At 45.1% G+C, this 24352-nt stretch carries 16 protein-coding genes; 3 read left to right on the top strand and 13 right to left on the bottom strand.

Annotated features, from left to right (window positions below; all coding sequences use genetic code 11):
* Positions 1 to 6 precede the first annotated feature (6 nt).
* From gltB to purF, 4 genes are all read right to left on the bottom strand, one after another.
* On the bottom strand, positions 7 to 4560 hold the full coding sequence (gene gltB / locus ABCM67_RS02685; RefSeq protein ID WP_173759093.1) for a glutamate synthase large subunit: 4554 nt from the start codon (positions 4558 to 4560) through the stop codon (positions 7 to 9).
* Positions 4557 to 6185, bottom strand: a complete 1629-nt coding sequence (locus ABCM67_RS02690; protein WP_022426745.1) for a CTP synthase — start codon at positions 6183 to 6185, stop codon at positions 4557 to 4559. Before ABCM67_RS02690 ends, gltB begins: the two co-directional genes overlap by 4 nt.
* A gap of 321 nt (positions 6186 to 6506) precedes the next feature.
* A complete protein-coding gene (locus tag ABCM67_RS02695; RefSeq protein WP_022426744.1) occupies positions 6507 to 6731 on the bottom strand; it encodes an HPr family phosphocarrier protein in 225 nt (74 codons plus the stop codon).
* Positions 6732 to 7018: 287 nt separating this feature from the next.
* The gene (gene purF, locus ABCM67_RS02700; RefSeq protein ID WP_015525743.1) at positions 7019 to 8413 is read right to left on the bottom strand and encodes an amidophosphoribosyltransferase; all 1395 of its coding nucleotides are present in this window, start codon (positions 8411 to 8413) and stop codon (positions 7019 to 7021) included.
* Between the two features lie 391 nt (positions 8414 to 8804).
* Between purF and ABCM67_RS02705 the strand changes: the two genes are divergently transcribed.
* Entirely contained in the window at positions 8805 to 10907 is a 2103-nt protein-coding gene (locus ABCM67_RS02705; protein ID WP_015525742.1) for a glutamine synthetase III, read from the top strand.
* A 293-nt stretch (positions 10908 to 11200) separates the two neighbouring features.
* A complete protein-coding gene (locus ABCM67_RS02710; protein WP_138276358.1) occupies positions 11201 to 12925 on the top strand; it encodes an ammonium transporter in 1725 nt (574 codons plus the stop codon).
* Between the two features lie 111 nt (positions 12926 to 13036).
* Here the strand turns inward: ABCM67_RS02710 and ABCM67_RS02715 are convergent, their stop codons facing one another.
* The 9 genes from ABCM67_RS02715 to ABCM67_RS02755 form a co-directional block, all read right to left on the bottom strand.
* Positions 13037 to 13687, bottom strand: coding sequence for a trimeric intracellular cation channel family protein (locus ABCM67_RS02715; protein WP_022426741.1), 651 nt, complete (start codon positions 13685 to 13687; stop codon positions 13037 to 13039).
* Positions 13688 to 13904: 217 nt separating this feature from the next.
* Positions 13905 to 14417 carry a transcription repressor NadR gene (locus tag ABCM67_RS02720; RefSeq protein WP_147603627.1) on the bottom strand — a complete coding sequence of 171 codons (513 nt, stop codon included), beginning with the start codon at positions 14415 to 14417 and terminating at the stop codon, positions 13905 to 13907.
* A gap of 192 nt (positions 14418 to 14609) precedes the next feature.
* Positions 14610 to 15464 (bottom strand): carboxylating nicotinate-nucleotide diphosphorylase, encoded by an 855-nt coding sequence (gene nadC, locus ABCM67_RS02725; protein WP_147603626.1) that lies wholly within the window; start codon positions 15462 to 15464, stop codon positions 14610 to 14612.
* 101 nt (positions 15465 to 15565) lie between these two features.
* Positions 15566 to 16825, bottom strand: coding sequence for an FAD-binding protein (locus ABCM67_RS02730; RefSeq protein ID WP_147603625.1), 1260 nt, complete (start codon positions 16823 to 16825; stop codon positions 15566 to 15568).
* A gap of 73 nt (positions 16826 to 16898) precedes the next feature.
* Complete coding sequence (nadA, locus tag ABCM67_RS02735; protein ID WP_147603624.1) at positions 16899 to 17804, bottom strand: quinolinate synthase NadA; 906 nt, start codon at positions 17802 to 17804, stop codon at positions 16899 to 16901.
* A 442-nt stretch (positions 17805 to 18246) separates the two neighbouring features.
* Entirely contained in the window at positions 18247 to 19167 is a 921-nt protein-coding gene (locus ABCM67_RS02740) for a sugar phosphate isomerase/epimerase (protein ID WP_147603623.1), read from the bottom strand.
* Positions 19164 to 21272, bottom strand: a complete 2109-nt coding sequence (locus tag ABCM67_RS02745; protein ID WP_147603622.1) for a cytidylate kinase family protein — start codon at positions 21270 to 21272, stop codon at positions 19164 to 19166. Before ABCM67_RS02745 ends, ABCM67_RS02740 begins: the two co-directional genes overlap by 4 nt.
* A 45-nt stretch (positions 21273 to 21317) precedes the next feature.
* A complete protein-coding gene (locus tag ABCM67_RS02750) occupies positions 21318 to 22151 on the bottom strand; it encodes a sugar phosphate isomerase/epimerase family protein (RefSeq protein ID WP_147603621.1) in 834 nt (277 codons plus the stop codon).
* A gap of 202 nt (positions 22152 to 22353) precedes the next feature.
* Positions 22354 to 23358, bottom strand: coding sequence for a Gfo/Idh/MocA family oxidoreductase (locus tag ABCM67_RS02755; RefSeq protein ID WP_015525730.1), 1005 nt, complete (start codon positions 23356 to 23358; stop codon positions 22354 to 22356).
* A 512-nt stretch (positions 23359 to 23870) separates the two neighbouring features.
* Here ABCM67_RS02755 and ABCM67_RS02760 point away from each other — a divergent pair.
* A partial coding sequence (locus ABCM67_RS02760; protein ID WP_342992470.1) for a PLP-dependent transferase occupies positions 23871 to 24352 on the top strand: 482 nt, incomplete at its 3' end.

The following is a 24352-nucleotide window of genomic DNA, read 5'->3' on the forward strand; positions in this document are numbered from 1 at the left end:
TCCTCCTTAATGTTTCACGCCGATGCTCTCATAGAACGCTTCCATCTGTGCCTGCTGGCTGGTCAGACCTTTTTCTTCCAGCTTTGCACTTAATGTGATCATTCTCTTGTACTCATCCGGAATGAGTTTTTTGAAGTGAGGCAGATAGGAATCAAAATCAGCCAGCACCTTCTTACCGATCTCAGAGCCTGTTGCTTCCACATGAGCCTCGATAAGATCACGAAGCTCTTTTTTATCATATTTATTATCCACTTTTTCAATGGAGATCATTGCTTTATTGAGGTTCTTGTAAAGAACATTATCCACATCAAGGACATAAGCGATACCGCCGCTCATACCTGCTGCAAAGTTCTTTCCTGTTTTTCCAAGAACTACCACACGGCCGCCTGTCATGTACTCGCAGCCATGCTCGCCAACACCCTCAACAACTGCAACCGCACCGGAGTTACGTACTGCAAAACGCTCACCGGCAACACCGTTGATAAATGCAGTTCCGCTGGTCGCACCATAGAGTGCCACGTTTCCGACGATGATGTTCTCTTCAGCCTTGTATCCGGCCTTCTCTGGAACCTTAACGATCAGCTTTCCACCGGAAAGGCCTTTTCCGAAGTAGTCGTTGCTGTCACCGGTCAGTTTCAATGTCAGTCCTTTCGGAATAAAGGCACCGAAGCTCTGTCCGCCTGCACCTGTACAGTTTACAGTTACCGTATCCTCCGGAAGTCCATCCTTATGATTTCTTGTGATCTCAGATCCGAGGATGGTACCAAATGCACGGTCTGTATTGGTAACATTTACATCAACAGAAACTTTCTCACCCTTCTGGATCGCCGGTGCACATTTCTTGACCAGAACTTTTTCATCCAGAGTTTTCTCAAGATTGAAATTGTATACAGCCTTCGGATCAAAGGTTACTTTGCCCTTTCCTACATATGGGTTATTCAAGATGGCACTTAAGTCAACCTTACCCTTATGCGGCTCCTGCACACTGTCAGAAACTGTAAGAAGGTCTGTACGACCTACCATCTCATCGATGGTGGCAACACCAAGGCGTGCCATGTACTCTCTCAGCTCCTGTGCAATAAAGCGCATGAAGTTCTCCACATACTCCGGTTTTCCGCGGAATCTCTTACGCAGCTCCGGGTTCTGTGTAGCCACACCTACCGGGCAGGTATCCAGATTGCAGACTCTCATCATCACGCAGCCCATCGTTACAAGCGGCGCTGTTGCAAAACCGAATTCCTCTGCACCGAGAAGTGCTGCAATGGCAACGTCACGGCCGCTCATCAGCTTACCGTCTGTCTCGATACGTACACGGTTACGAAGTCCGTTCATGATCAGCGTCTGGTGTGTTTCTGCAAGTCCAAGCTCCCATGGAAGTCCTGCATTATGGATAGAGCTTCTTGGCGCTGCTCCTGTACCTCCGTCATATCCGGAGATCAGAACAGTCTGTGCACCGGCCTTTGCAACACCGGCTGCAACCGTACCAACACCCGCCTCAGAAACCAGCTTTACGGAAATATCCGCATATTTATTGGCGTTTTTCAGGTCATAGATCAATTCTGCCAGATCCTCGATAGAATAGATATCATGATGTGGCGGCGGAGAGATCAGGCTGACTCCCGGTGTGGAATGACGGGTTTTTGCGATCCACGGATATACCTTCTTTGCAGGAAGATGTCCGCCCTCACCCGGCTTTGCACCCTGTGCCATCTTGATCTGGATCTCTCTTGCGGAAACCAAATAACGGCTAGTAACGCCGAAACGTCCGCTGGCTACCTGTTTGATCGCAGAGCAGCGGTCATTGTCTGTTCCTGCTGAATCCAGACGCTCATCACTTTCACCACCCTCACCGGTATTGGATTTTCCATGGAGATGGTTCATGGCAATAGCCAGTGTCTCATGTGCTTCCTGGGAAATAGAACCGTAGGACATGGCACCTGTCTTAAATCGTTTTACAATATCCTCAACACTCTCAACCTGGTCAATCGGAATAGGCTCCTTGGCAAACTTAAAGTCCAGAAGACCTCTTAAGTTTCCATGACCCTCGTCATCTACCAGTTTTGTATATTCCTTGAACATCTCATAGCTGCCCTGTTTTGTGGACTGCTGGAGAAGATGAATGGTACGCGGGTTATATTTGTGCTCCTCACCCTGGCTTCTCATCTTATGGGCACCTACGCTGTCCAGAGTAAGATCTGTGGCAAGTCCAAGGGGATCAAATGCCTCAGAATGAAGTTTTTCTACATTATCCTCGATATCTTCCAATGTGATTCCGCCTACACGACTTACGGTTCCTGTAAAGTAACGATCGATCACATCCTGGGAAATTCCGATTGCCTCAAAGATCTGAGATCCCTGATAGGACTGGATAGTGGAAATACCCATCTTGGAAGCGATCTTTACGATACCGCTGATCACCGCATGATTGTAATCATCAACGGCTGCGTAATAGTCCTTATCCAGCATATGTGTATCGATCAGCTCATGGATCGTATCCAGTGCCAGATACGGATTGACTGCACTTGCACCATATCCGAGGAGTGTTGCGAAATGATGTACCTCTCTCGGCTCACCGGACTCCAGGATCAGGGCAAGGGAAGTGCTCTTCTTTGTTTTTACAAGATGCTGATGTACTGCGGAAACCGCCAGCAGGGACGGGATCGGCATATGGTTCTCATCCACACCGCGGTCAGAAAGGACCAGGATGTTTGCTCCCTCACGGAAGGCTTTGTCTACCTCTACGAACAGACGGTCAATGGCACGTTCAAGCTTTGTGCTCTTATAATATAATGTAGAAAGTGTTACAACCTTGAAGCCGTCCTTTTTCATATTCTTGATCTTCAGCATATCGGTGTTGGTCAGGATCGGATTGTTGATCTTCAGCACCTGACAGTTCTCCGGCTTCTGGATCAGAAGATTTCCGTCTTTTCCTACATATACACTTGTAGAAGTAACGATCTCCTCACGGATCGCATCGATCGGCGGGTTTGTTACCTGTGCAAAAAGCTGCTTGAAATAATCGAACAACGGATAATGTTCCTTGGAAAATACCGCAAGGGGAGTATCATGTCCCATGGCTCCGATGCTTTCTGCGCCGTTTAATGCCATATTTCGGATCGAAGTACGGTACTGCTCATAAGTATATCCGAAGGCTTTCTGAAGGCGCGCTCTCTCCTCCGGAGTGTATTCGACAACTCTCTGATTCGGGATCTTGATATCACGAAGCTGTACCAGATTGCTGTCCAGCCACTCACCATAAGGCTGTTTTTTCGCATATTTTTCTTTGAGCTCATTGTCATCAATGACACGACCCTGAACGGTATCAACCAGAAGCATTTTTCCCGGATGAAGACGTTCTTTTAATACGATCTTCTCCTCATCCACAGGAAGAACACCAACCTCGGAGGAAAGGATCATATAGCCATCCGATGTGATATAGTATCTGGATGGACGAAGACCGTTTCTGTCAAGAACCGCTCCCATCACATCACCATCAGAGAACAGAATGGACGCAGGACCGTCCCATGGCTCCATCATAGTCGCATAGTACTGATAAAAATCTCTCTTCTCCTGAGAAATCGTATCGTTGTTTGCCCATGGCTCCGGAATCGTGATCATCACTGCAAGTGGAAGATCCATTCCACTCATAACCAGGAATTCCAGGGTATTGTCAAGCATTGCAGAGTCAGAACCATTGCGGTTAACTACAGGAAGGACCTTGTGAAGCTCATCCTTCAGATACGGAGACTCCATGTTTTCCTCACGTGCAAGCATCTTATCGGCGTTTCCGCGGATCGTGTTGATCTCACCGTTATGTACGATGAAACGGTTCGGATGTGCTCTCTCCCAGCTTGGATTCGTGTTGGTACTGAAACGGGAATGTACCACTGCAATGGCAGACTCGTAATCCTGGCTCTGAAGATCGCCAAAGAAGGTACGGAGCTGTCCTACCAGGAACATACCTTTGTATACGATGGTACGGCTGTTCATGGAAACTACGTAAGTATTATCATTACTCTGTTCAAATTCACGACGTGCGATGTAAAGCATACGGTCAAAGGCAAGACCTTTTTCCACATCCTCCGGTTTTTTAACAAATGCCTGCATAATGCACGGCATGCACTCTTTCGCTTTATGACCAAGAACCTCCGGGAAGACCGGTACTGTACGCCATCCAAGAAGCTCCAGACCCTCTTTTTCCACGATGATCTCGAACATCTTCTTTGCCTGGGCACGTTTGATCTCCTGCTGCGGGAAAAAGAGCTGGGCTACACCATATTCTCTCTCTCCGCCGATATCAAAGCCTTCTTTTTTACAGACCTTCTTAAAAAATTTGTGGGAGATCTGAAGAAGGATACCGACACCATCACCGGTTTTTCCTTCTGCATCCTTACCAGCACGATGCTCAAGATTCTCTACGATCTTAAGAGCATTGGCAACTGTATCATGTGTTTTCTTTCCTTTTATATTAACAACGGCTCCGATACCGCAGTTATCATGTTCAAATTCAGGGCGGTAGAGGCCCTGCTGCTGATTTGCTACTTCTCTCATTTTTCTCATCCTTTCATTGCAGCTTCTTCTGCCGTCTTTTTATCAACTGCCGCCTGCACAAATCCACGAAACAGTGGATGTGCATGGTTTGGCCTGGATTTAAATTCCGGATGTCCCTGTGTTCCCACAAAGAACGGATGTCCGGCAATTTCGATCATCTCAACAATGTGAGCATCCGGGGATGTTCCTACAATGGACATTCCCTTTTCGTCCAGTTCCTTACGGAATGCGTTGTTTACCTCATAACGATGTCTGTGACGTTCCTGGATCTCTTTCTTTCCAAAAAGCTCATAGGATCTGGAGCCTTCTGCAAGCACACACGGATAACTTCCAAGACGAAGAGTTCCTCCAAGATCTTCCACATCCTCCTGATCCGGCATCAGGGCAATGACCGGATGTGTTGTTTCCGGTGCCAGCTCAATACTGTTGGCATCTTCATATCCAAGCACATGGCGGGCAAATTCCACAATAGCCATCTGCATTCCCAGGCAGATCCCAAGGTATGGGATTTTATGAACTCTTGCATACTGTGCCGCAAGGATCATTCCTTCTGTACCACGGTTTCCGAATCCTCCCGGAACCAAGATTCCATCTACAGAATGAAGAGTCTGATCCAAATTTTTTTCATTGAGTTCTTCGGAGTCCACCCAGGTGATATCAACCTTTGCACGGCAAGAGATCCCGCCATGCTTCAGTGCTTCCACAACACTCAAGTATGCATCATGAAGCTGTGTATATTTACCAACCATGGCGATTTTCACAGTTTTATCCGGGTGGCGGAGATTTTCTACCATATTTTCCCAGTCTGTAAGATCTGGTTTGCGATTCTCCAGTCTTAAGCTCTGCAGTACTACGTCTGCAAGCTTTTCTCTCTCCATTGCAAGAGGAGCTTCATATAAATATTCCACATCCAGATTCTGAAGCACATTGCTTACAGGCACATTACAGAACAGGGCGATCTTTCCACGGATATCCTCGGTAAGAGGATATTCACTTCTGCATACCAGGACATCCGGCTGGATTCCCATTCCCTGAAGTTCTTTTACACTGGCCTGGGTGGGTTTGGTCTTCATCTCTCCGGAAGCACGGAGATACGGGATCAGAGTTACATGGATAAGGATCGCATTGTCATGTCCCACATCATGCTGGAACTGACGGATGGATTCCAGGAACGGCTGGCTCTCAATATCACCGACTGTACCACCAACCTCGATGATGGCAATTCTGTCTTCGTCTGCGGATTTTGCTCTGTAAAAACGGCTCTTGATCTCATTGGTAATATGCGGGATCACCTGAACGGTACCTCCGCCGAAATCACCATGACGCTCTTTCTGAAGAACAGACCAGTAAATCTTACCGGTTGTCACATTGGAATTTTTGTCAAGGCTTTCATCAATGAAACGCTCATAATGTCCAAGGTCAAGGTCAGTCTCTGTACCGTCATCCGTTACAAAAACCTCTCCATGCTGAATGGGATTCATAGTTCCCGGGTCAATATTAATGTAGGGATCAAATTTCTGCATGGTCACCTGATACCCTCTGGCTTTCAGAAGGCGCCCAAGAGACGCTGCGGTAATTCCTTTTCCCAGACCGGAAACAACTCCACCTGTTACAAAAACATACTTTACTGCCATCTTCGATTTCCTCCTCCATTTTGTGTCCCACAACAAAAAGGCGTCCGGAACAGATTCCAAGGGGTGAGAATTCCCCTGTGGTATCCGTTCCTGACGCCTTTGTCAGTTATCTTTCATATAAAATATGGTTTACTATAAACTATTTTTTTTTATTTGTCAATAACTGATTTTTCATATAGTCTGCGGAATTTCTTCCTATGAAATGGATGCGAAGAAAAAACAGACGCCTGCTGAGGATTTCAAACTGATCTCCTGTCTCTGCAGTCACGTCTGCCTTTTCTTTTTATGTCTTTCATATCTTGTCTGTCTCTGCACTGTCTGTCAGGCAACTGCATATTTCTGAAGGAAACGATCAAACTCATGATCCTCGCCATGACAGGTTACTGTAAGAACTCTGGTCAGATCCATGCTGAGGATTCCAAGAATAGATTTTGCATCAATTAAAATTCTATTATATGAAATATCTACATCAAAATCACATTTACTTGCAGCCTTAACAAATTCTTTAACATCCTCTGTCGCATTCAATCTAATTTTTTTAGACATAAATATCATCCTCTCTTTTATCTCGGCAAAAAACCGGCCTTTTTTCGGCCTTGCTGTTTTCCTGTATATTCCAGACCAGCGGCCTTTTTCATCTGGCTGTTCCACATTATGTCTCATGTTGTCAGATTTGTCAAGTTGATGTTTTTTATCGTTTTTAAGAGTCTTTCTATAAAAACCCGGATTTTATATGACAAAATCCGGGTTTTTTATATATTTATTGTGCAGTTTTTACATTTTCGTTTTTCAATCCATTATTTTTTACTGTGAGATTAATTCCACATAGTTCATTAATCCTGTTTGATTTCTGCCGGTATTTCCATCGGATAATTGCCATCAAAACATGCTTTACACAGCGGAAGTCCACCTGCCATGCCTTCCAGATAATCGATCTGCATATAACCCAGGGAGTCTGCACCGATCATCTTACGGATTTCTTCCGTGCTGTGCTGTGCTGCGATGAGCTGGTCATTGGACGGCACATCGGTACCAAAATAACAGGGATGTAAAAATGGCGGGGAGCTGATACGTACATGGACTTCTTTTGCTCCTGCTTCTTTCAGCATGTGGATCAGATTGGCAATGGTAGTTCCGCGGACAATGGAATCATCCACCAGAACGATTCTCTTCCCCTTCACCACGGATTCCAGAACGCTCAGCTTCAGATGGACACTGGACTCTCTCTCCTGCTGTGTAGGCTTGATAAAAGTTCTTCCAATGTAACTGTTTTTATAGAACGCAAAGCCAAACGGGATTCCGGATTCCTCAGAATAGCCTTTTGCTGCCGGAAGTCCGGATTCCGGTACACCGGTCACCAGGTCCGCTTCTACCGGATAGGATTTTGCAAGAGATTTTCCTCCACGGATCCTTGCATCATAGATTTTCACGCCATCCATGGTGCTATCCAGTCTTGCAAAATAAATATATTCAAAAACACAATGAGCATGCTTTTTCTTCTCAGTCAGTTTACTGGATTTCAGTCCGTTCTTGGTGATCGTGACGATCTCACCCGGTTCAATATCACGGATAAATTCCGCTCCTACAGATGTCAGCGCGCAGCTTTCAGATGCAAGGACATAGGCATTATCTCTTTTTCCAAGACAGAGGGGTTTCAGTCCGTAAGGATCACGGGCACCGATCAGCTTCCGGGGGCTCATGATCACAAGAGCATATCCTCCGCGGATCTTCTCTACGGTTTTATGTACTGCTTCCTCTACAGTGGCAGAATGCACACGTTCTCTTGCGATATGGAACGCGATAACCTCTGAGTCGGTAGTTGTATGGAAAATTGCGCCTGTCTGAATCAACTCCCATTTCAGAGCTTCTGTATTAACCAGATTTCCGTTGTGCGCAAGTGCCAGACTTCCCTTGATATAAGAAAGTACCAGCGGCTGTGCATTCTCTGCGACAGATTCTCCGGTGGTGGAATAACGAACATGTCCGATTCCAATATCACCATTCATATTATGTACAACATCTTTTCGCAAAACTTCGCTTACCAGTCCGAGATCTTTATGGAACTGTACGTTTCCTCTTTCTCCGTCCGTCCTTGAAACGGCCATTCCGCAGGACTCCTGTCCCCTGTGCTGCAGCGAGGTAAGACCATAATAAATAGATGGTGCAATATTCCCTCCATCCAGATCATAAATCCCGAATACGCCACATTCTTCCTTTACTCCTGACATATTTCCCTCCATCTGTTCTTTCCGTATTGTACATCTTTGTCACTGGTCAAAAAGCTTCTTTTGCCTCAATCACTTATAGCGATTGCTGACTTTTCGACTGTATAACTACGATATCAGATTATAATAAAAGGACAAGATTTGTCAACCCTGCCTATTTTCCGACAGTCCGATCGCCCTGGTCAATTTTTTAGATTTTTTCAAAAAAGCTCTTGACAATATTTTATTTTGGTGTATACTGCAACACATAAAGCAAAGGCGCTTTGGATACGGCAAGTATCTGAAGCGCTTTTTTTGTTTTCCGGTCCGTTTATACCCGGTTCTTCCGGCAGCGGTCCTTATAAAATAATTAAAAATTATAATGAATGAGTGAAATCGAAAGGAGTGTACCTATATGGCACAGAGTATCCCTGAAATGTATGGCAGCCTTGTATTCAATGACAAAGTGATGCGAAGCAAACTGCCAAAGGACATGTACAAAGCATTAAAGAAAACAATTGAAAACGGAACTCATCTGGAACTGGACGTTGCAAATTCCGTAGCAGTTGCAATGAAAGAATGGGCTACTGAAAACGGTGCGACACATTACACACACTGGTTCCAGCCGATGACAAACGTAACTGCTGAGAAGCATGACAGCTTCATCTCCCCTACAGGTGACGGACAGGTGATCATGGATTTCTCCGGTAAAGAGCTGGTAAAAGGTGAGCCGGATGCATCCAGCTTCCCGTCAGGCGGACTTCGTGCTACTTTTGAAGCAAGAGGATATACAGCATGGGATCCTACTTCACCTGCATTCATTAAAGATAAAACTCTTTACATTCCTACTGCATTCTGTTCCTACAGCGGAGAGGCACTGGATAAGAAAACTCCTCTTCTTCGTTCCATGGATGTTCTGAACAAAGAAGCGGTTCGTATTCTTCACATCCTTGGAAACAAAGAGGTCCGTCACATCGACACAACCGTAGGACCTGAGCAGGAATATTTCCTGGTTGACAAGGATCTTTACAAAAAGAGAAAAGACCTGATCTTCTGCGGCCGTACTCTTCTGGGCGCTTCTGCACCAAAAGGACAGGAAATGGAAGATCATTACTTCGGAGCCCTGAAGCCTCGCGTTGCTGCTTACATGCATGATCTTGACGAAGAACTTTGGAAGCTTGGCATTCCAGCAAAAACAAAACATAACGAGGTTGCTCCTGCACAGCACGAACTGGCTCCTGTATTTGATACCACAAATGTTGCTGTTGACCACAACCAGCTGACCATGGAGATCATGAAGAAGGTTGCCGACAAGCACAACATGGTCTGCCTCCTTCACGAGAAACCATTTGAGGGAATCAACGGAAGCGGTAAACACAACAACTGGTCTATGAGCACAGACACAGGTGTAAACCTTCTTGATCCAGGAAAAACACCGGCAGAAAATACACAGTTCCTGGTATTCCTGGTAGCTGTCATCAAAGCCGTTGACGATTATGCTGATCTTCTCCGCGTATCCGTTGCAAGCGCCGGAAACGATCATCGTCTTGGAGCAAACGAGGCACCTCCTGCGATCGTATCCATCTTCCTTGGAGATGAGCTGACAGACGTACTGAAATCTATTGAAAACGATACCTTCTTCAGCAATAAGCATGCGGTACAGATGGATATCGGAGCAAAGGTACTTCCGCACTTCATAAAGGATACCACAGACAGAAACCGTACTTCACCATTTGCATTTACCGGAAACAAATTTGAGTTCCGTATGCTTGGTTCTGCAGCATCTGTCGCAAACCCGAACATCGTACTGAATACCGCTGTTGCAGAGGTTCTTGCAGAATTCAGCGCAGCTCTTAAGGATGTTCCGGAAGAAGAAATGGAAAGCGCAGTACATGCACTTCTTAAGAAGACCATTGAAGAGCATAAACGCATCATCTTTAACGGAAACGGATATACAGACGAATGGGTTGAAGAAGCTGAGAAACGTGGTCTCTACAATCTGAAAACAACTCCGGATGCACTTCCGCATTTCATTGCTGAGAAGAACATTGCGCTGTTTACAAAGCATGGCATTTTTACAAGGGAAGAGCTTTTCTCCCGTTACGAGATCTGGCTTGAGAACTATTACAAGACCATCAACATCGAGTCCAACACTCTGGCTGAGATGATCCAGAAGCAGGTAATTCCTTCTGTATATACATATGTTGAAAAGCTTGCAGATACTGCAGCTGCAAAGAAATCCGTAGTAGCTGATATTTCTGTAGCAAGTGAAGCTGCTCTGATCTCCAAACTTAGTACACTTGCAGACACCATGGCAAAAGATCTGGAAACTCTGAAAGCAGATACAGCAAAAGCTCTTGCTTCTTCTGACGATGTACTTGCATGCTCCAAGGCTTATCAGGAAACTGTTCTGGAAGACATGGAAACTTTAAGAAAATCTGCAGATGAGGCAGAGGCTCTGATCCCGGATGAGTTACTTCCTTATCCGACCTACGACGAGCTGTTATTCTCCATCTGATCACGGATATCAGATAACAATTTCATACGGTAAATACAGGGGATATCCCTTATGAACTCTACTTCATAATTCATTATCGATTTCCTCATCCATTAATCACACGATACAGATATCCCCTGTTTTACATATACTAATTTTGATTTCGTAAAGGCGCGGAAGAGAATTTCCTCTCTCCTGCGCTTTTTCGTTATACTGATACTGGATAAATTCTATCTGTTTTTTTCTGTCCGGTATTACAAAAATTCTTTCTATACATAATAAGAAAGAAAAAAATTGGGAAAGGGAGTGTTACTATGTATTCTTCAGTAAACACAACTTGGGTCCTCGTCGGTGCAGCACTGGTCTTCTTCATGCAGGCTGGATTTGCAATGGTCGAAACAGGATTCACAAGAGCAAAAAACGCAGGAAATATCATCATGAAAAACCTGATGGACTTCTGTATCGGTACACCGGTCTTCTGGCTGGTTGGATTTGGCATCATGTTCGGTGCAGGAAACGGTTTCTTCGGCAAGATTGGCGGAATCGCCTCAGAGGCAAACTACGGAAACGCAATGCTTCCGGATGGAGTTCCTTTCTGGGCATTTCTCATCTTCCAGACTGTATTCTGTGCTACTTCTGCTACCATCGTATCCGGTGCCATGGCAGAGCGTACTAAATTCATCTCCTACTGTATCTACAGTTTGCTGATCAGTCTCGTTGTATATCCGGTATCCGGTCACTGGATCTGGGGCGGCGGATTTATCAGCCAGATGGGATTTCATGATTTTGCAGGTTCCTGTGCTGTTCATATGGTTGGTGGTGTTGCTGCACTCATCGGTGCCATCATCCTCGGACCTCGTATCGGAAAATATTCCAAATCCGGTAAATCCAGAGCGATCCCGGGACATAACCTTACTGTTGGTGCGCTTGGTGTATTCATCCTCTGGTTCTGCTGGTTCGGTTTCAACGGTGCATCTACTGTCAGCATGGAAGGCGACGCCATTGTAAGCGCCGGAAAAATCTTCGTAACAACAAACCTTGCCGCTGCTGTCGCTACTGTAACAGTCATGCTGATCACATGGATCCGCTACAAAAAGCCAGATGTTTCCATGTCCCTGAACGGTTCTCTTGCAGGACTGGTAGCCATCACCGCAGGCTGCGATACCGTATCTCCTACATCTGCAGCTATTATCGGAATCCTCTCCGGATTCATTGTAGTATTTGGTATTGAATTTATTGATAAAGTTCTCAAAATTGATGACCCGGTTGGTGCTGTTGGCGTTCACGGTCTTAACGGTGCTTTCGGAACTCTTGCTGTAGGTCTTTTCTCCGACGGTGCAGGTACCGGATGGAAAGGTCTTCTCACAGGCGGTGGTTTCCATGGCTTCGGTGTTCAGTTTATTGGTATGGCTATCACGATCGCATGGGTTGCTGTTACTATGACAATTATCTTCCAGGTGATCAAACACACTATCGGACTTCGTGTTTCCGCTGAGGAAGAGATCGCAGGTCTGGATATGAAAGAGCATGGCCTCGCAAGTGCATACGATGGATTCTTTGTACAGGATACTATGACAAAGGCTCCGACTCCAATGGGAACTTCCGTAAAAGCCCCTGTTGTAAAACATGCTCCTTCTGCTCCTGCTGAATCTGTTCCTGAGATTCCTGCAGACGGCGTACATAAACTGACAAAGGTTGTTATCATCACACGTCAGAACAAGCTGGATGAGTTTATGCAGGCTATGAACGAGATCGGCGTAACCGGTATCACTATCACAAACGTTATGGGATGTGGTGTTCAGAAGGGTGCTCCAACCTACTATCGTGGTGTTGAGGTTGACATGAACCTCCGTCCGAAGGTTAAGATCGAGATCGTTGTAAGTCTTGTACCGGTTCAGAAGGTTATTGATACTGCCAAAGAAGTTCTTCATACCGGTCAGATCGGTGATGGTAAAGTCTTCGTTTACGATATCGAAAACGTTGTCAAGATCCGTACCGGCGAGGAAGGCTTCCTGGCTCTGCAGGATACAGACGCATGATTCTCTTATGAGAGGAACAGATAAAATCTTCTACGCAATATAAACCAAATAAAAGCCAAAAAGCTCCGGAACATTATTCCTTAAATGTTCCGGAGCTTTTCATATCTTTTTTTATTCTCTTCTCAGTCTCGGCAGATTCCACCGGTAATGTGCCGCCAGGTACCGGATCAGGATCACTACTACCGTTCCGATCACCATGGCCGGCACTCCGCCCCACAGCCTGTATATCCAAACACAGGCAATGGCCCCTACAATAGACGCACAGGCATAAATATGGCGCACAAAAATATATGGCGGTACTCCTGCCATCATATCACGGATAAGGCCGCCTCCAACTCCTGTGACAGTTCCAAGAAATACAAGAAAAAATGTTCTTTCCATATACCCCTGGGAAATCCCCTTATCAACCCCCATGACAGTAAACACACCAAGGCCAACCGTATCCATCACCAGCATCACCTTATCATAGACCAGCCGGTTCCCGCCTTCCAAAAGCTCCTGCTTCCAGTACATCACTGCAAAAACAATACAGGACGTCACGGTTGCCACAATGGTATACAGCGGATCCTGAAACATCCCCGGCGGCACGATTCCCAGGATAATATCCCTGGTAGCTCCTCCGCCCACTGCAGTCACCACTCCAAGAACGCAGACCCCGAAAATATCCATTCCTCTCTGCGCCCCCACCATAGCTCCGGAAGCAGCAAACGCAATAGTTCCTGCCATCTCCAGCATAAATGTAAACATACTCTGATAATCCATTTCCCCCTCCATGCATATCAAGCCGTATTTTTTCTCACCCTCATATCTGCATCCTGTTTTCCCTGTCTGTACATTTCCACAAGGTGCACATTTCCGCAGGGTGCAAGAAGGAACCCTGCCATGCAGGATTCCTTCTCCTATTTTCGTGATCACTATATTTTCATATTAACAGAATTTTCTCATTCTGTATATCTTTTCTTTTTATATCTGACTTCTGCTATTCTGCTTCGATCAGAAATCCTCGCCGTTTCAGCATATCCTGGATCATATCCAGGATTTCCTCGGATTCTGCTTCTACTTTATGATAATGATAATCCGATGTGATATTCTTCAGAGGACTGGACTTGCCGCTTCGGATATCCTCCATAAAATTCTCAACCTGGTGTCTGGAGCTGATATTCAGTTCTGCCTCGATATGTCCGTAAACTCTGTGATTCACCATTACGTTGATCACTTTTCCGCCAAGATCCACAATCCCGCAGAGCTCGTTCTCCAGATCCGCATCTGTATGATGCACCTTGAATATCCGGCTCACAGTATGGGGAGCAGTAAAAATATATCCTCTGTTGGTGGAGATCACATCATTCCCCTCCGCGCGTATCAGCGCAATATCCTGCACGATCACCTGTCTGCTGACCTGAAATGTTCTGGCCAGAGCACTTCCTGAGACCGGCCGTTCACTGTTTTTAATTTGATCCATGATCGCTGTCCTGCGTTCTGAACCAGTCATTTAAGTTCCCCTTTCCTGGCTGTACCTGTACTTTTTATTCCGATATCTGTCCCCTTCATTCTCGCGATATCTCCCACCCGGTTCAGATATTACCTGTTATGCCTCTGCTTCCGACAATTCTCGCTTCTTTTTTTCTGATATTCCGGATATTTCCTGTCACAGCACTCGGTATTCTGTAAAATCCTGCATTTTTCAGGAAAGCGGATGAAGATTCTTAAGCGAAATATCAAGGATCGGTGCAGAATGCGTTAATGCACCACTTGATACATAGTCTACACCAACATCCCTGATCTTTGCAATGTTTTCTTTTGTAACATTTCCGGAACATTCAGTTTTTGCTCTTCCATCGATCAGCTGCACCGCCTCTTTCATCATCTCCGGAGTCATATTATCAAGCATGATGATATCTGCGCCGGCCTCAACAGCCTCTTTTACCTGATCAAGAGTTTCTACCTCAACTTCGATCTTGCGGACAAAAGGAGCGTACTCCTGCGCCATTTTTACAGCATTCGCAACGCTTCCTGCTGCTCCGATGTGATTGTCTTTCAAAAGAACTCCATCTGAAAGATTATATCTGTGGTTCTGTCCGCCGCCTACACGAACAGCATATTTCTCAAAAATACGCATATTCGGCGTTGTTTTTCTGGTATCCAGCAATGTGATCCCTGTTCCCTCAAGAAGTGACGCAACCGAATGTGTATAGGTTGCGATCCCGCTCATTCTCTGAAGATAATTCAGTGCCACACGCTCGCCGGAAAGAAGCACCCGGATATCTCCTGTAACTTTTCCCATTTTCTGACCTTTTTTTACTTCATCGCCGTCCTTGCAGAACAGCTCCACTTTTGTGTCAACATCCAGAAGCGTAAATACACGGCTGAAGATTTCCAGTCCCGCAATGATTCCATCCTCTTTACAGATCAGATCTACCTCTCCCGGAACTGCTTCTTTCATAACAGAGTTTGTGGTAACGTCTTCGCTTGAAATATCTTCCTTTAAAGCCTCCAGGATCAGGTGATCTACCTGAAGTGTCATTGTGATCTTATTCATTTTACAATCCCTTCTCTTTCTTAATTATCACAGCAGCCCTGTTCTCCAAAGCAAGGCTGCTCCTGTCTTTCATAATACGGATATTTATATTCCGGCTGCATTCACGCAGCACCTGCAGCACTTTTCTTTTCTGCTGAGATTGCTTTGGCTGCACGTTTTGCAAATACAAGGCTCTCCAGCAGGGAATTACTTGCCAGTCTGTTCGCGCCATGTACACCGTTGCAGCTGGTTTCTCCCACTGCATAAAGCTGGTCCATGCTGGTCTTGCTGTCAGAATCCACCCAGATACCGCCCATGAAATAATGCTGAGCAGGAACAACAGGGATGCATTCTTTTGTCACATCATAGCCTTCTTCCAGGCATCTCTGATAAATATTCGGAAAATGATTCAGGATCGTATCTTTATCAATATTTTCCATGGAAAGCCATACATGGTCTGTTCCTTCTTTTTTCATTTCTTCCCGGATCGCATTTGTTACTATATCTCTTGGAAGAAGTTCATTGACAAAACGCTCTTTTTTGCTGTTATAAAGCACTGCACCTTCTCCTCGAACCGATTCTGAGATCAGGAATCTGCGGCCCGGTTTCTTGGAATACAGCGTTGTCGGATGGATCTGCACATAATCCAGATGTTCCAGACGCACATTGTGTTTTTTTGCAATATCAAGAGCATCCCCTGTAAGATGCGGATAGTTGGTGGAATGCGCATATCTTCCTCCGATCCCGCCGCTGGCCAGGATCGTATCCTGTGCATAAATCTCTACCTGGATCTCTCCGCCCGGCTGGATCTCTTCCTGGGTTTTCACTGCTTTTCCGGCTTCCATAGCTTCAAGACGTGCCCTGTTCGCTTCTGCGGAAACTGCCTTCAGACCTGTACATTTGCCATTTTCCACAAGAATATCCTGCATGGTAGTATATTCCAGAATTGTTACATTTTCAAGCTTCAGAACCTGCTGGAGCAGTTTTTCGGAAATTTCTTTTCCTGTGATATCCTCATGATAAAGGATCCTCGGTCTGGAATGTGCACCTTCTCTTGTATAGGCAAAATCATCTCCATCCATCTTGAAATCCACACCATATCCGACAAGGTCATTAATGATGTCTCTGGAGCCTCGGATCATAATGTCTACCGACTCTTTTCTGTTTTCGTAATGTCCCGCCTTCATGGTATCTTCAAAATAGCTGTCGTAATCGTTTTCATCACGAAGCACACAGATTCCCCCCTGCGCCAGGAAAGAATCACTACTCCTCATATCCTCTTTTGTAATGATCACGATCTTTTTGTCCCGCGGAAGCTTTAAGGCACTGAACATACCCGCAACACCTGTTCCCACGATCACTACGTCTGTTTTAATTCTCATTGCTTTTCGCCTCTCTGTCTTGATTTCTCTTTTCAGCCAACTCAGACAAATCTTTTATACAAATGTGTTTTATTTATTTTGCCAGTTCCAGCATCCGCTCCAGCGGTCTCTTCGCGTTTTCACGTGTCTCGTCTGTTACATGAACCTCATTCTCCCCTGTTTTCAGAACGTGGAGAACTTTTTCCAGAAATACTTTTTTCATGTTTTTGCAGACCGGTACGGTTTCTGTGAAGTAGAATTTTTTATCCGGGCAGGTAGTTTCCAGCTTGTACTGAACGCCACATTCTGTGCAGATGATAAACTCTTTATTGTCACTTTCCTGTGCATATTTAATGATTCCGGATGTGCTTCCGATGTAATCAGCCTGTTTCAGAACTGTCTGAGGACATTCCGGATGTGCCAGAACCAGTGCATCCGGGTGCGCTTCTTTTGCTGCTTTTACTTCTTCCGGATCCATAAATTCATGGACAATACAGAAACCTTCGTTATAAATAAAGTTCTTCTCAGGAACCTGTTCTGCAATAAAATGTGCAAGATTTCTGTCCGGGATAAAAAAGATGTTTTTGTTCGGAAGCGCTTTTACGATCTTTACTGCATTTGCGGAAGTAACACATACATCAGAAAGCTCCTTCAATGCTGCTGTGGAATTAATGTAACAGACAACTGCCACATCGTCATATTCCTCTCGCACCTTGCGGATGCCTTCTTCTGTTGCCATATGAGCCATCGGACAGTCTGCATCCATGGCAGGCATCAGAACAGTTTTATCCGGACTTAAGATCTTGGCGCTCTCTCCCATAAATCCTACTCCACAGAACACGATCATCTTCTCTTTCGCGCTGGCTGCGATCTTGCTGAGATAAAAGGAATCTCCTATATAGTCAGCTACATCCTGCACTTCAGGACGCACGTAGTAGTGTGCAAGGATGATGGCATCTTTTTCTTTTTTTAATTTCTGGATTTCTTCTGCAACTGTCATTATCTTTCACCTTTCCTGCAGGATTTCTTTTTTGAGTTCCTGCTTTTGCTTTCTAGTACAGCGAATATTAAGTAACCGCCATATTGACTTGTCTGATTTCTTCATCTGCTGCGTCAATATAGCAGAAACTTAATTTTCGCTGTACTAGTCTTTATTATGCAGATGCTTCTGATCTGCTTTTTTTATTATCATGTAACTTTTTTCAAAACATCTTACACATAATACCACAGTCCTTTACATGTGACAAGACAGTTGTTTGATATATGTAAAGTTTTTTTTATAAAGAAAGACATCAAAAAACACGGTTTCCACAATGAAACTTTCATCCTGGAAACCGTGTTTCTGCACACATTCATTATTTTATCAGTCTTATTCACCGTTCTGCGTACTGTCAGCTGCTCATTTATTACAGTTTTCTTTCTGATCTGCCGCAATCACCCGATCATTTCCCCAGCAGTTCTCTCTCAATCCGCTCTCTTGCTTCCGGTGCCTGCTTATCCATCTTTTCCGGAAAACCAAACATGGAAACGCAGGCAATGTTATCGCCGCCAGCTTTCGGTGCATCCGGTTTCAGCTGCTTGCTGGCAAAATCCATTTCTCTCAATGTTTCAAAAATACCATCAAAATCCACATCACCCTCACCCATTGCAAGATGCTGATGCACCGTCACATCCGCTTTTCCACGGCCATTCAGCCACGGCGGATTTAAAATGTATCTGCAGTCCATGGTCTGGTTAAAGGTATCCGCAAAAAGTACATGGGTCAGTTCATCTCCCGCATATTTCAGCATGGACCGCACATCTCCTTTGCCCTCATCGTAGAAGAAGCCGTGAGGAGAAGAATACACATAACCAAGATTTGGAGAACGGAAGGATTTCACCATATCACAGGTCTCATTATTCAGCTCACAGAAATCATAAGGATGAGACTGGATCTCCACACGGATACCCTCACGCTCGATCAGCGGAAGCAATTCCTCCATGGATCTAAACCACATTCCATTGCAGATCTCCTGCTGGTTCGGATCACCCGAAAGCTCTGTATTGATAACCTTCACTCCCATATCTCCGGCGATCTGGATCATCCGTTTCCAGTTTGCAACTGCAAACTGTCTCTGTTCCTCCGTCGGACCAGACCAGCGATACACCACGATAAAGGACGAAATCTCAACGCCAGTCTCTTTAAGAGCCTGTCTGTATTCCTGTTCACATTCTTTTGAAAACAACGGATGCTTATAGAACGGATTGATCCTCGGATGCGGAGACTGTTCAATATATTTATATCCCCAGTCCGCCACCTGATGGACTATACGGTTGATATCCATCTGTTTTGCAAGAACATCTACGTCAAATGCGATCTTCATGATGCATTCCCTCCTTTTTCCTCTTCTTTATTCCGGATATAATCCAGGATCAGGCTGGCCGCTCCGGCTACACCTGTTTTGGATACATTGATCACCATATCGTAATAATGGGGATCGTCTCTGCGGATTCCGGTAAACTTCTCATAATATTCATTTCGGATCTGATCACGTTTCTTCAGTTCTCCAAGAGACTGGCCTTTATAATATTCCTGGCCCTCTTTTTCCCGGTAAGCATCATCTGCATAAACGAAAAAGCTGTATGTATGCGGCTCTCCACGAAGCACATAGTTAGCACATCTTCCCAAGAATACACCTGGTCTTCTCTCAGAAAGCTCACGGATGATCCGGCTCTGCACCTCAAACATCTGAACACCTGTATAATCTGCTGCCGCACCTGCCGATGAATGTCCATACGGGGAAAATGTAAGCTCAGAATCCTCATAATTGTAGGAATCCAGATACTGCCTTACACTTTCCAGATCTGCTTTTTCCATACCGAACTTTTCTGCCATAAGACAGATGATCTGGCGATCATAAACCTTGCAGTCCAGTGCTTTTGCAACATCCTCGGCGATCTTTCTTCCACTGCTGCCATACAGTCTTCCAATTGCCACGTTGATCCGGTTTCCGGAAGCTTCCGGTAACGGCATGGACTGAATCTCGCCCGGCACAGAACCGCTTTCCTCTCCCGATTCTCGCTGGATCAGTTCACGCATCATTTTGTCATAAACTTTGTCCAGCTGGTAGCATGCTGCGATCACAAACATCACTACCCAGATTGCTATCGGAACATACAGATAAAATCCCTTGATCACGCGGATTGCCTCTGCAGACTGCTCTGCCGCTGTCGCCTTTGTTCCGTCAAAGTATGCCGCCGAAAGAATTCCTCCCATAATAGCAGAAGTCAGTCCGGAACCGGCTTTCTGACCCATGCTCATAGATGAGAACATCAGACCCTCCACACGCTTGCCTGTTTTCCACTGGCCATACTCAATAGCATCGCTTGGAAGAGAATACTGCACACCATAGAATGGGGCGATTCCGATACCTCTCATGATACAGGTTACAACACCAAGCGAAACACTGGTAATATTCATCAGAAACAGAAGCTGTCCTGCAACGCCCAGGATACAGCCGGCACAGATGAGATTTCTTTTTCCATAGCGGGGAAGCGCCTTCGGCAGAAGGGCAATTCCTGCCACAGTTGCCAGTTTCTCAGCTGCGGAAAGAGGCATGACGAGGTCTACATTTCCGAGTACATACTGGCAGTAATAGGTAAGGTCCGTTCCGATAATGATCTGATATGCGGTATAAAAGATCATCAGCCCCAGAGCGATAAGGAAATACCGGTTGGTAACGGTTGCTTTAAATGCTTCCACAAAAGGAATATCTTCCTTTTCCTGTTTTGCTGCAGAAACACGCTCTGTACAGACCATATAAGTATTCACAAGTACACCGACAGAAATGATCGCATAGCCGGCAGTTACCAGGATCCAGGCCATCTGCTGATTGCCGGTAATATTCGCTACGATGTTGATCAGCGGCAGTGTGAACGCAGTAATGATCATACTTGCTGTGATCGACAATACCATGCGGATGTTACAGATCACATCACGTTCACGACGGTCACGGCTCATCAGAGATCCCAGTGCATGGAATGGCTGGCTGATAGCAGTGTATACAACCGTATTCATGATATTATAGGTAACAAAAGCATAGATGATCTTTCCCATATTTCCCATTGGCGGCATGGTGAACAAAAGCACCGCTGCCAGCGCATAAGGAACCGCAAGTCTTAAGATCCAGATCCTGGCTTTTCCATACTTGGAATGAGTCCGGTCGATAATAGTTCCCATCAGCACATCGGAAAATCCATCAAAAACACGGGACAAAAGCATGATCATTCCTACCGCACCTGCTGATATTCCAACAACGTTGGTATAAAAATAGATCAGCAGAGTTGTAGTCATGGTATACATCAAGGTCAGTGCCGGATCACCAAAACAGTATGCCAGCTTTTCCGACAACGGAACCTTGATGAATTCATTCAAGTCTTTCCCCTTCTGCTTGTAATTCAACAATTCAGGGATTCCCTTACCAGCCATAGTATCTACCTCCTATCGGTTTAAGGTCGGACCTTTCTGAATGAATTATCCGAAATATTTCTGCACAAAGTCTCTGGTAACTTCCGCAGCCTTTTTCACGTTGTCCTCATGGCTCATTGCATAGTATTCCGGACGGAACTCTTCGATGGTGCAAACGCCATCAAAACCAATCTCCTTCAGTGCAGCTGCGATTCCTGCATGATCTACAACACCCTCACCCGGCCACAGTCTCTTGTCGTCTCCGCAGGAGCCAAGCGGAAGATCCTCACAGTCATTTAAATGGTATGCAAAAATCTTCTTGCCATCAGCAGCTCTCAGGTCCTCAAGGCGGGAGCACATCTCATGGAAATGGAAGGTATCCACGGTAACGCCTACATTATCTCTGTCTACTGCTTTTACCACATCATAGGCTGTTCCAAACTGGTTGATGGAGCAGTTCGGTGCACCACAGAACTCCAAGGAGATCTTCATATCCGCGCCAACCTTATCGGAAAGATAACGAAGACGTGCAACTGCTTCTTCTTTGATCTCACTGACAGATTTGTCTTTTACATCAAAGCTTGGAACGGTGATCAGCATTTTCATTCCGATTGCTTTGGAAACCTTCAGGATAAAATCAACTTCTTCGTCAATCTCTTTTTCCCCTGCCTCATCTCTCTGGTTAAAGAAGATCAGAGTGTTGTATGCCCATGGTTTCAGATGATGATTCTTAAACCAGTCTGCAAGTTCTTCCAGTGTATGCTCTTTGAGATAGTCCTTTATGCAGTCAAAGCGGATCTCAATATAATCAAAACCATATTTCTCGCACATCTCCAGGTCTGCCATAAGAGACTGTCCTTTGCATTCCAGTGCAGTTGCTTCATTAAATCCTAATTTCATCTTCAATACCCTCCATATGTTTTTACTTTTCAGCCAATTTTTCCGGTTAATCTCACCGGCAGGTTTTCCACTGCAGTTTCAACAAAGCCGAAGCGGAATCGGATCCTGCCGGTAACTGCCGCCGCAGACTCATTGGGGAAGTCTGTAGCAATAAGTTGGTATGATAACTCACACTTGATGAGGTGGAGCTCATAAAATATATTTATTTATAAAATTCCGGCTTCTCAACTGCTGAAACGATCTTCTCGATCTGTCCGGTTTCCTGCGCTTTTACAAGAGCATCTGCTGTGATCGCTGCCAGGTATCCATCCCATGCATTCGGTCCTGTGATCACTCCTGCCTCTGCGTTATCAACCCAGTCCTGAACCTCTTTATCATAAGCGTCTTTAAATCTTACGAAGCAGTCTGTGTCAATAGCAGTGGACACTGCCGCATTCTTGCGGATAGACGGATAAGCCGGCTGTGCCATTTTCAGTGCACCGTCCTCACATACAACTTCACAGTTGATGTCATATCCAAACTTGCAGTTTACAAATACTTCTACATCAATGCATACACCTTTTTTAGTACGGAGCATCATGATCTGCGGATCCTTCAGCTCAGAGTGGGAATATTTCGTCACTTTTGGCATTACTACCTGTGCTGATTCATACTCATCATCTACAAGCCAGTGAAGGACATCGATCTCATGGATTGCGGTATCGTGCACAGCCATTGGTGTATTGTAATTGGTACCTACCTCCGGATTTCTGTGTGTACAGTGAAGGATCAGCGGCTCGCCGTATTCTCCGGTTGCAAGTGCTTCCTTGATCTGCTGATATCCCTTGTCATAGCGTCTCATAAATCCAAGCTGGATGAGATGTTTGCCGGCTGCCTCCTCTGCCTTTACTACTTTCAGGCAGTCCTCAGCAGTTGTACATAATGGTTTCTCACAGAAAATCCTCTTGCCGGCCTCGATTGCCTGAAGAAGAGAATCTACATGTGCAAAGCCCGGAGATACGATAAATACTGCATCTACGTTCTCTGCATTGATGAGCTCCTTACTGTCTGCATAGACTTTTGCTCCGCAGATCTCGGCTGCTTTCCTGGCACTTTCCTCAAATACATCGGAAACAGCTACTACTTCTGCTCCCTGAATCTTCTCTGTCAGTCTTCTGATATGATCTCTTCCCATTCCGCCGCATCCGATAACTCCTACTCTTAACATTTTAAATTCCTCCGTTCATTTTTTATTGTTTTCTGTTTTTGTGTTCTTTTTGATGATGTTATATTATCATTTTGTGCACGTGAACGCAATGTCTTTTTTGTACAAAATTTCCATTTTGTTTTTATGCGATTTTCACTATTTGTTACTTCATTCACATATTTTGTTTGTTTTACAGTATTTTTTCGGCATTCACTCACATTTTCGCATCTATAAAATGACTTACTATGCTTATTATAAACGTTGATCATATAGCGTTTTATTATGTGCACCAGAACGCAATATTTCATTTCCCTTATACCCTAGTAGAGTTTATGTAGAATATTATTGTATTTCAACACATAAAGAGTTATACTTGTATGTAGTTTTATTTAAAATACACAAATGCATTTTTCATACTTTATTTAACCGAACTGTAAGGATCAAAGCTTCCCTCAGAAATCCCTGAAACGCAGGCAAACTTCCCTGATTCGGTTAAATTCATACGAAAAACACAGCAGAAAGGACTTATCCCTATGAGCGACTATAATTTAGAAACTAAATGTATCCACTCCGGCTATACCCCATCCAAGGGCGAGCCCTGTGCACTTCCTATCTATCAAAGCACTACTTACAAATATGACACCACTGACGAAATGGGCCAGTTATTTGATCTGAAGGCAGACGGATATTTTTACACCCGTCTCCAGAACCCGACCAACGATGCCGTAGCTGCAAAGATCGCAGATCTGGAAGGCGGTGTTGCTGCGATCCTAACTTCTTCCGGACAGGCAGCCAACTTCTACGCAGTATTTAATATCTGTGAGGCAGGCGATCACGTTGTTGCCGCTTCTACCATTTACGGAGGAACCTTCAACCTTCTTGCCGTCACCTTCAAGAAGCTTGGCATTGACTGCACCTTTGTTGATACCGATGCAACAGAAGAAGAGATTGCTGCCGCATTTAAACCGAACACAAAGGTTCTTTTTGCAGAAACCATCGCCAATCCGGCTCTGGT

The organism is Blautia sp. 2227st1_G12_2227SCRN_220401, from assembly GCF_039062885.1.
Lineage (GTDB): Bacteria > Bacillota > Clostridia > Lachnospirales > Lachnospiraceae > Blautia_A > Blautia_A fusiformis.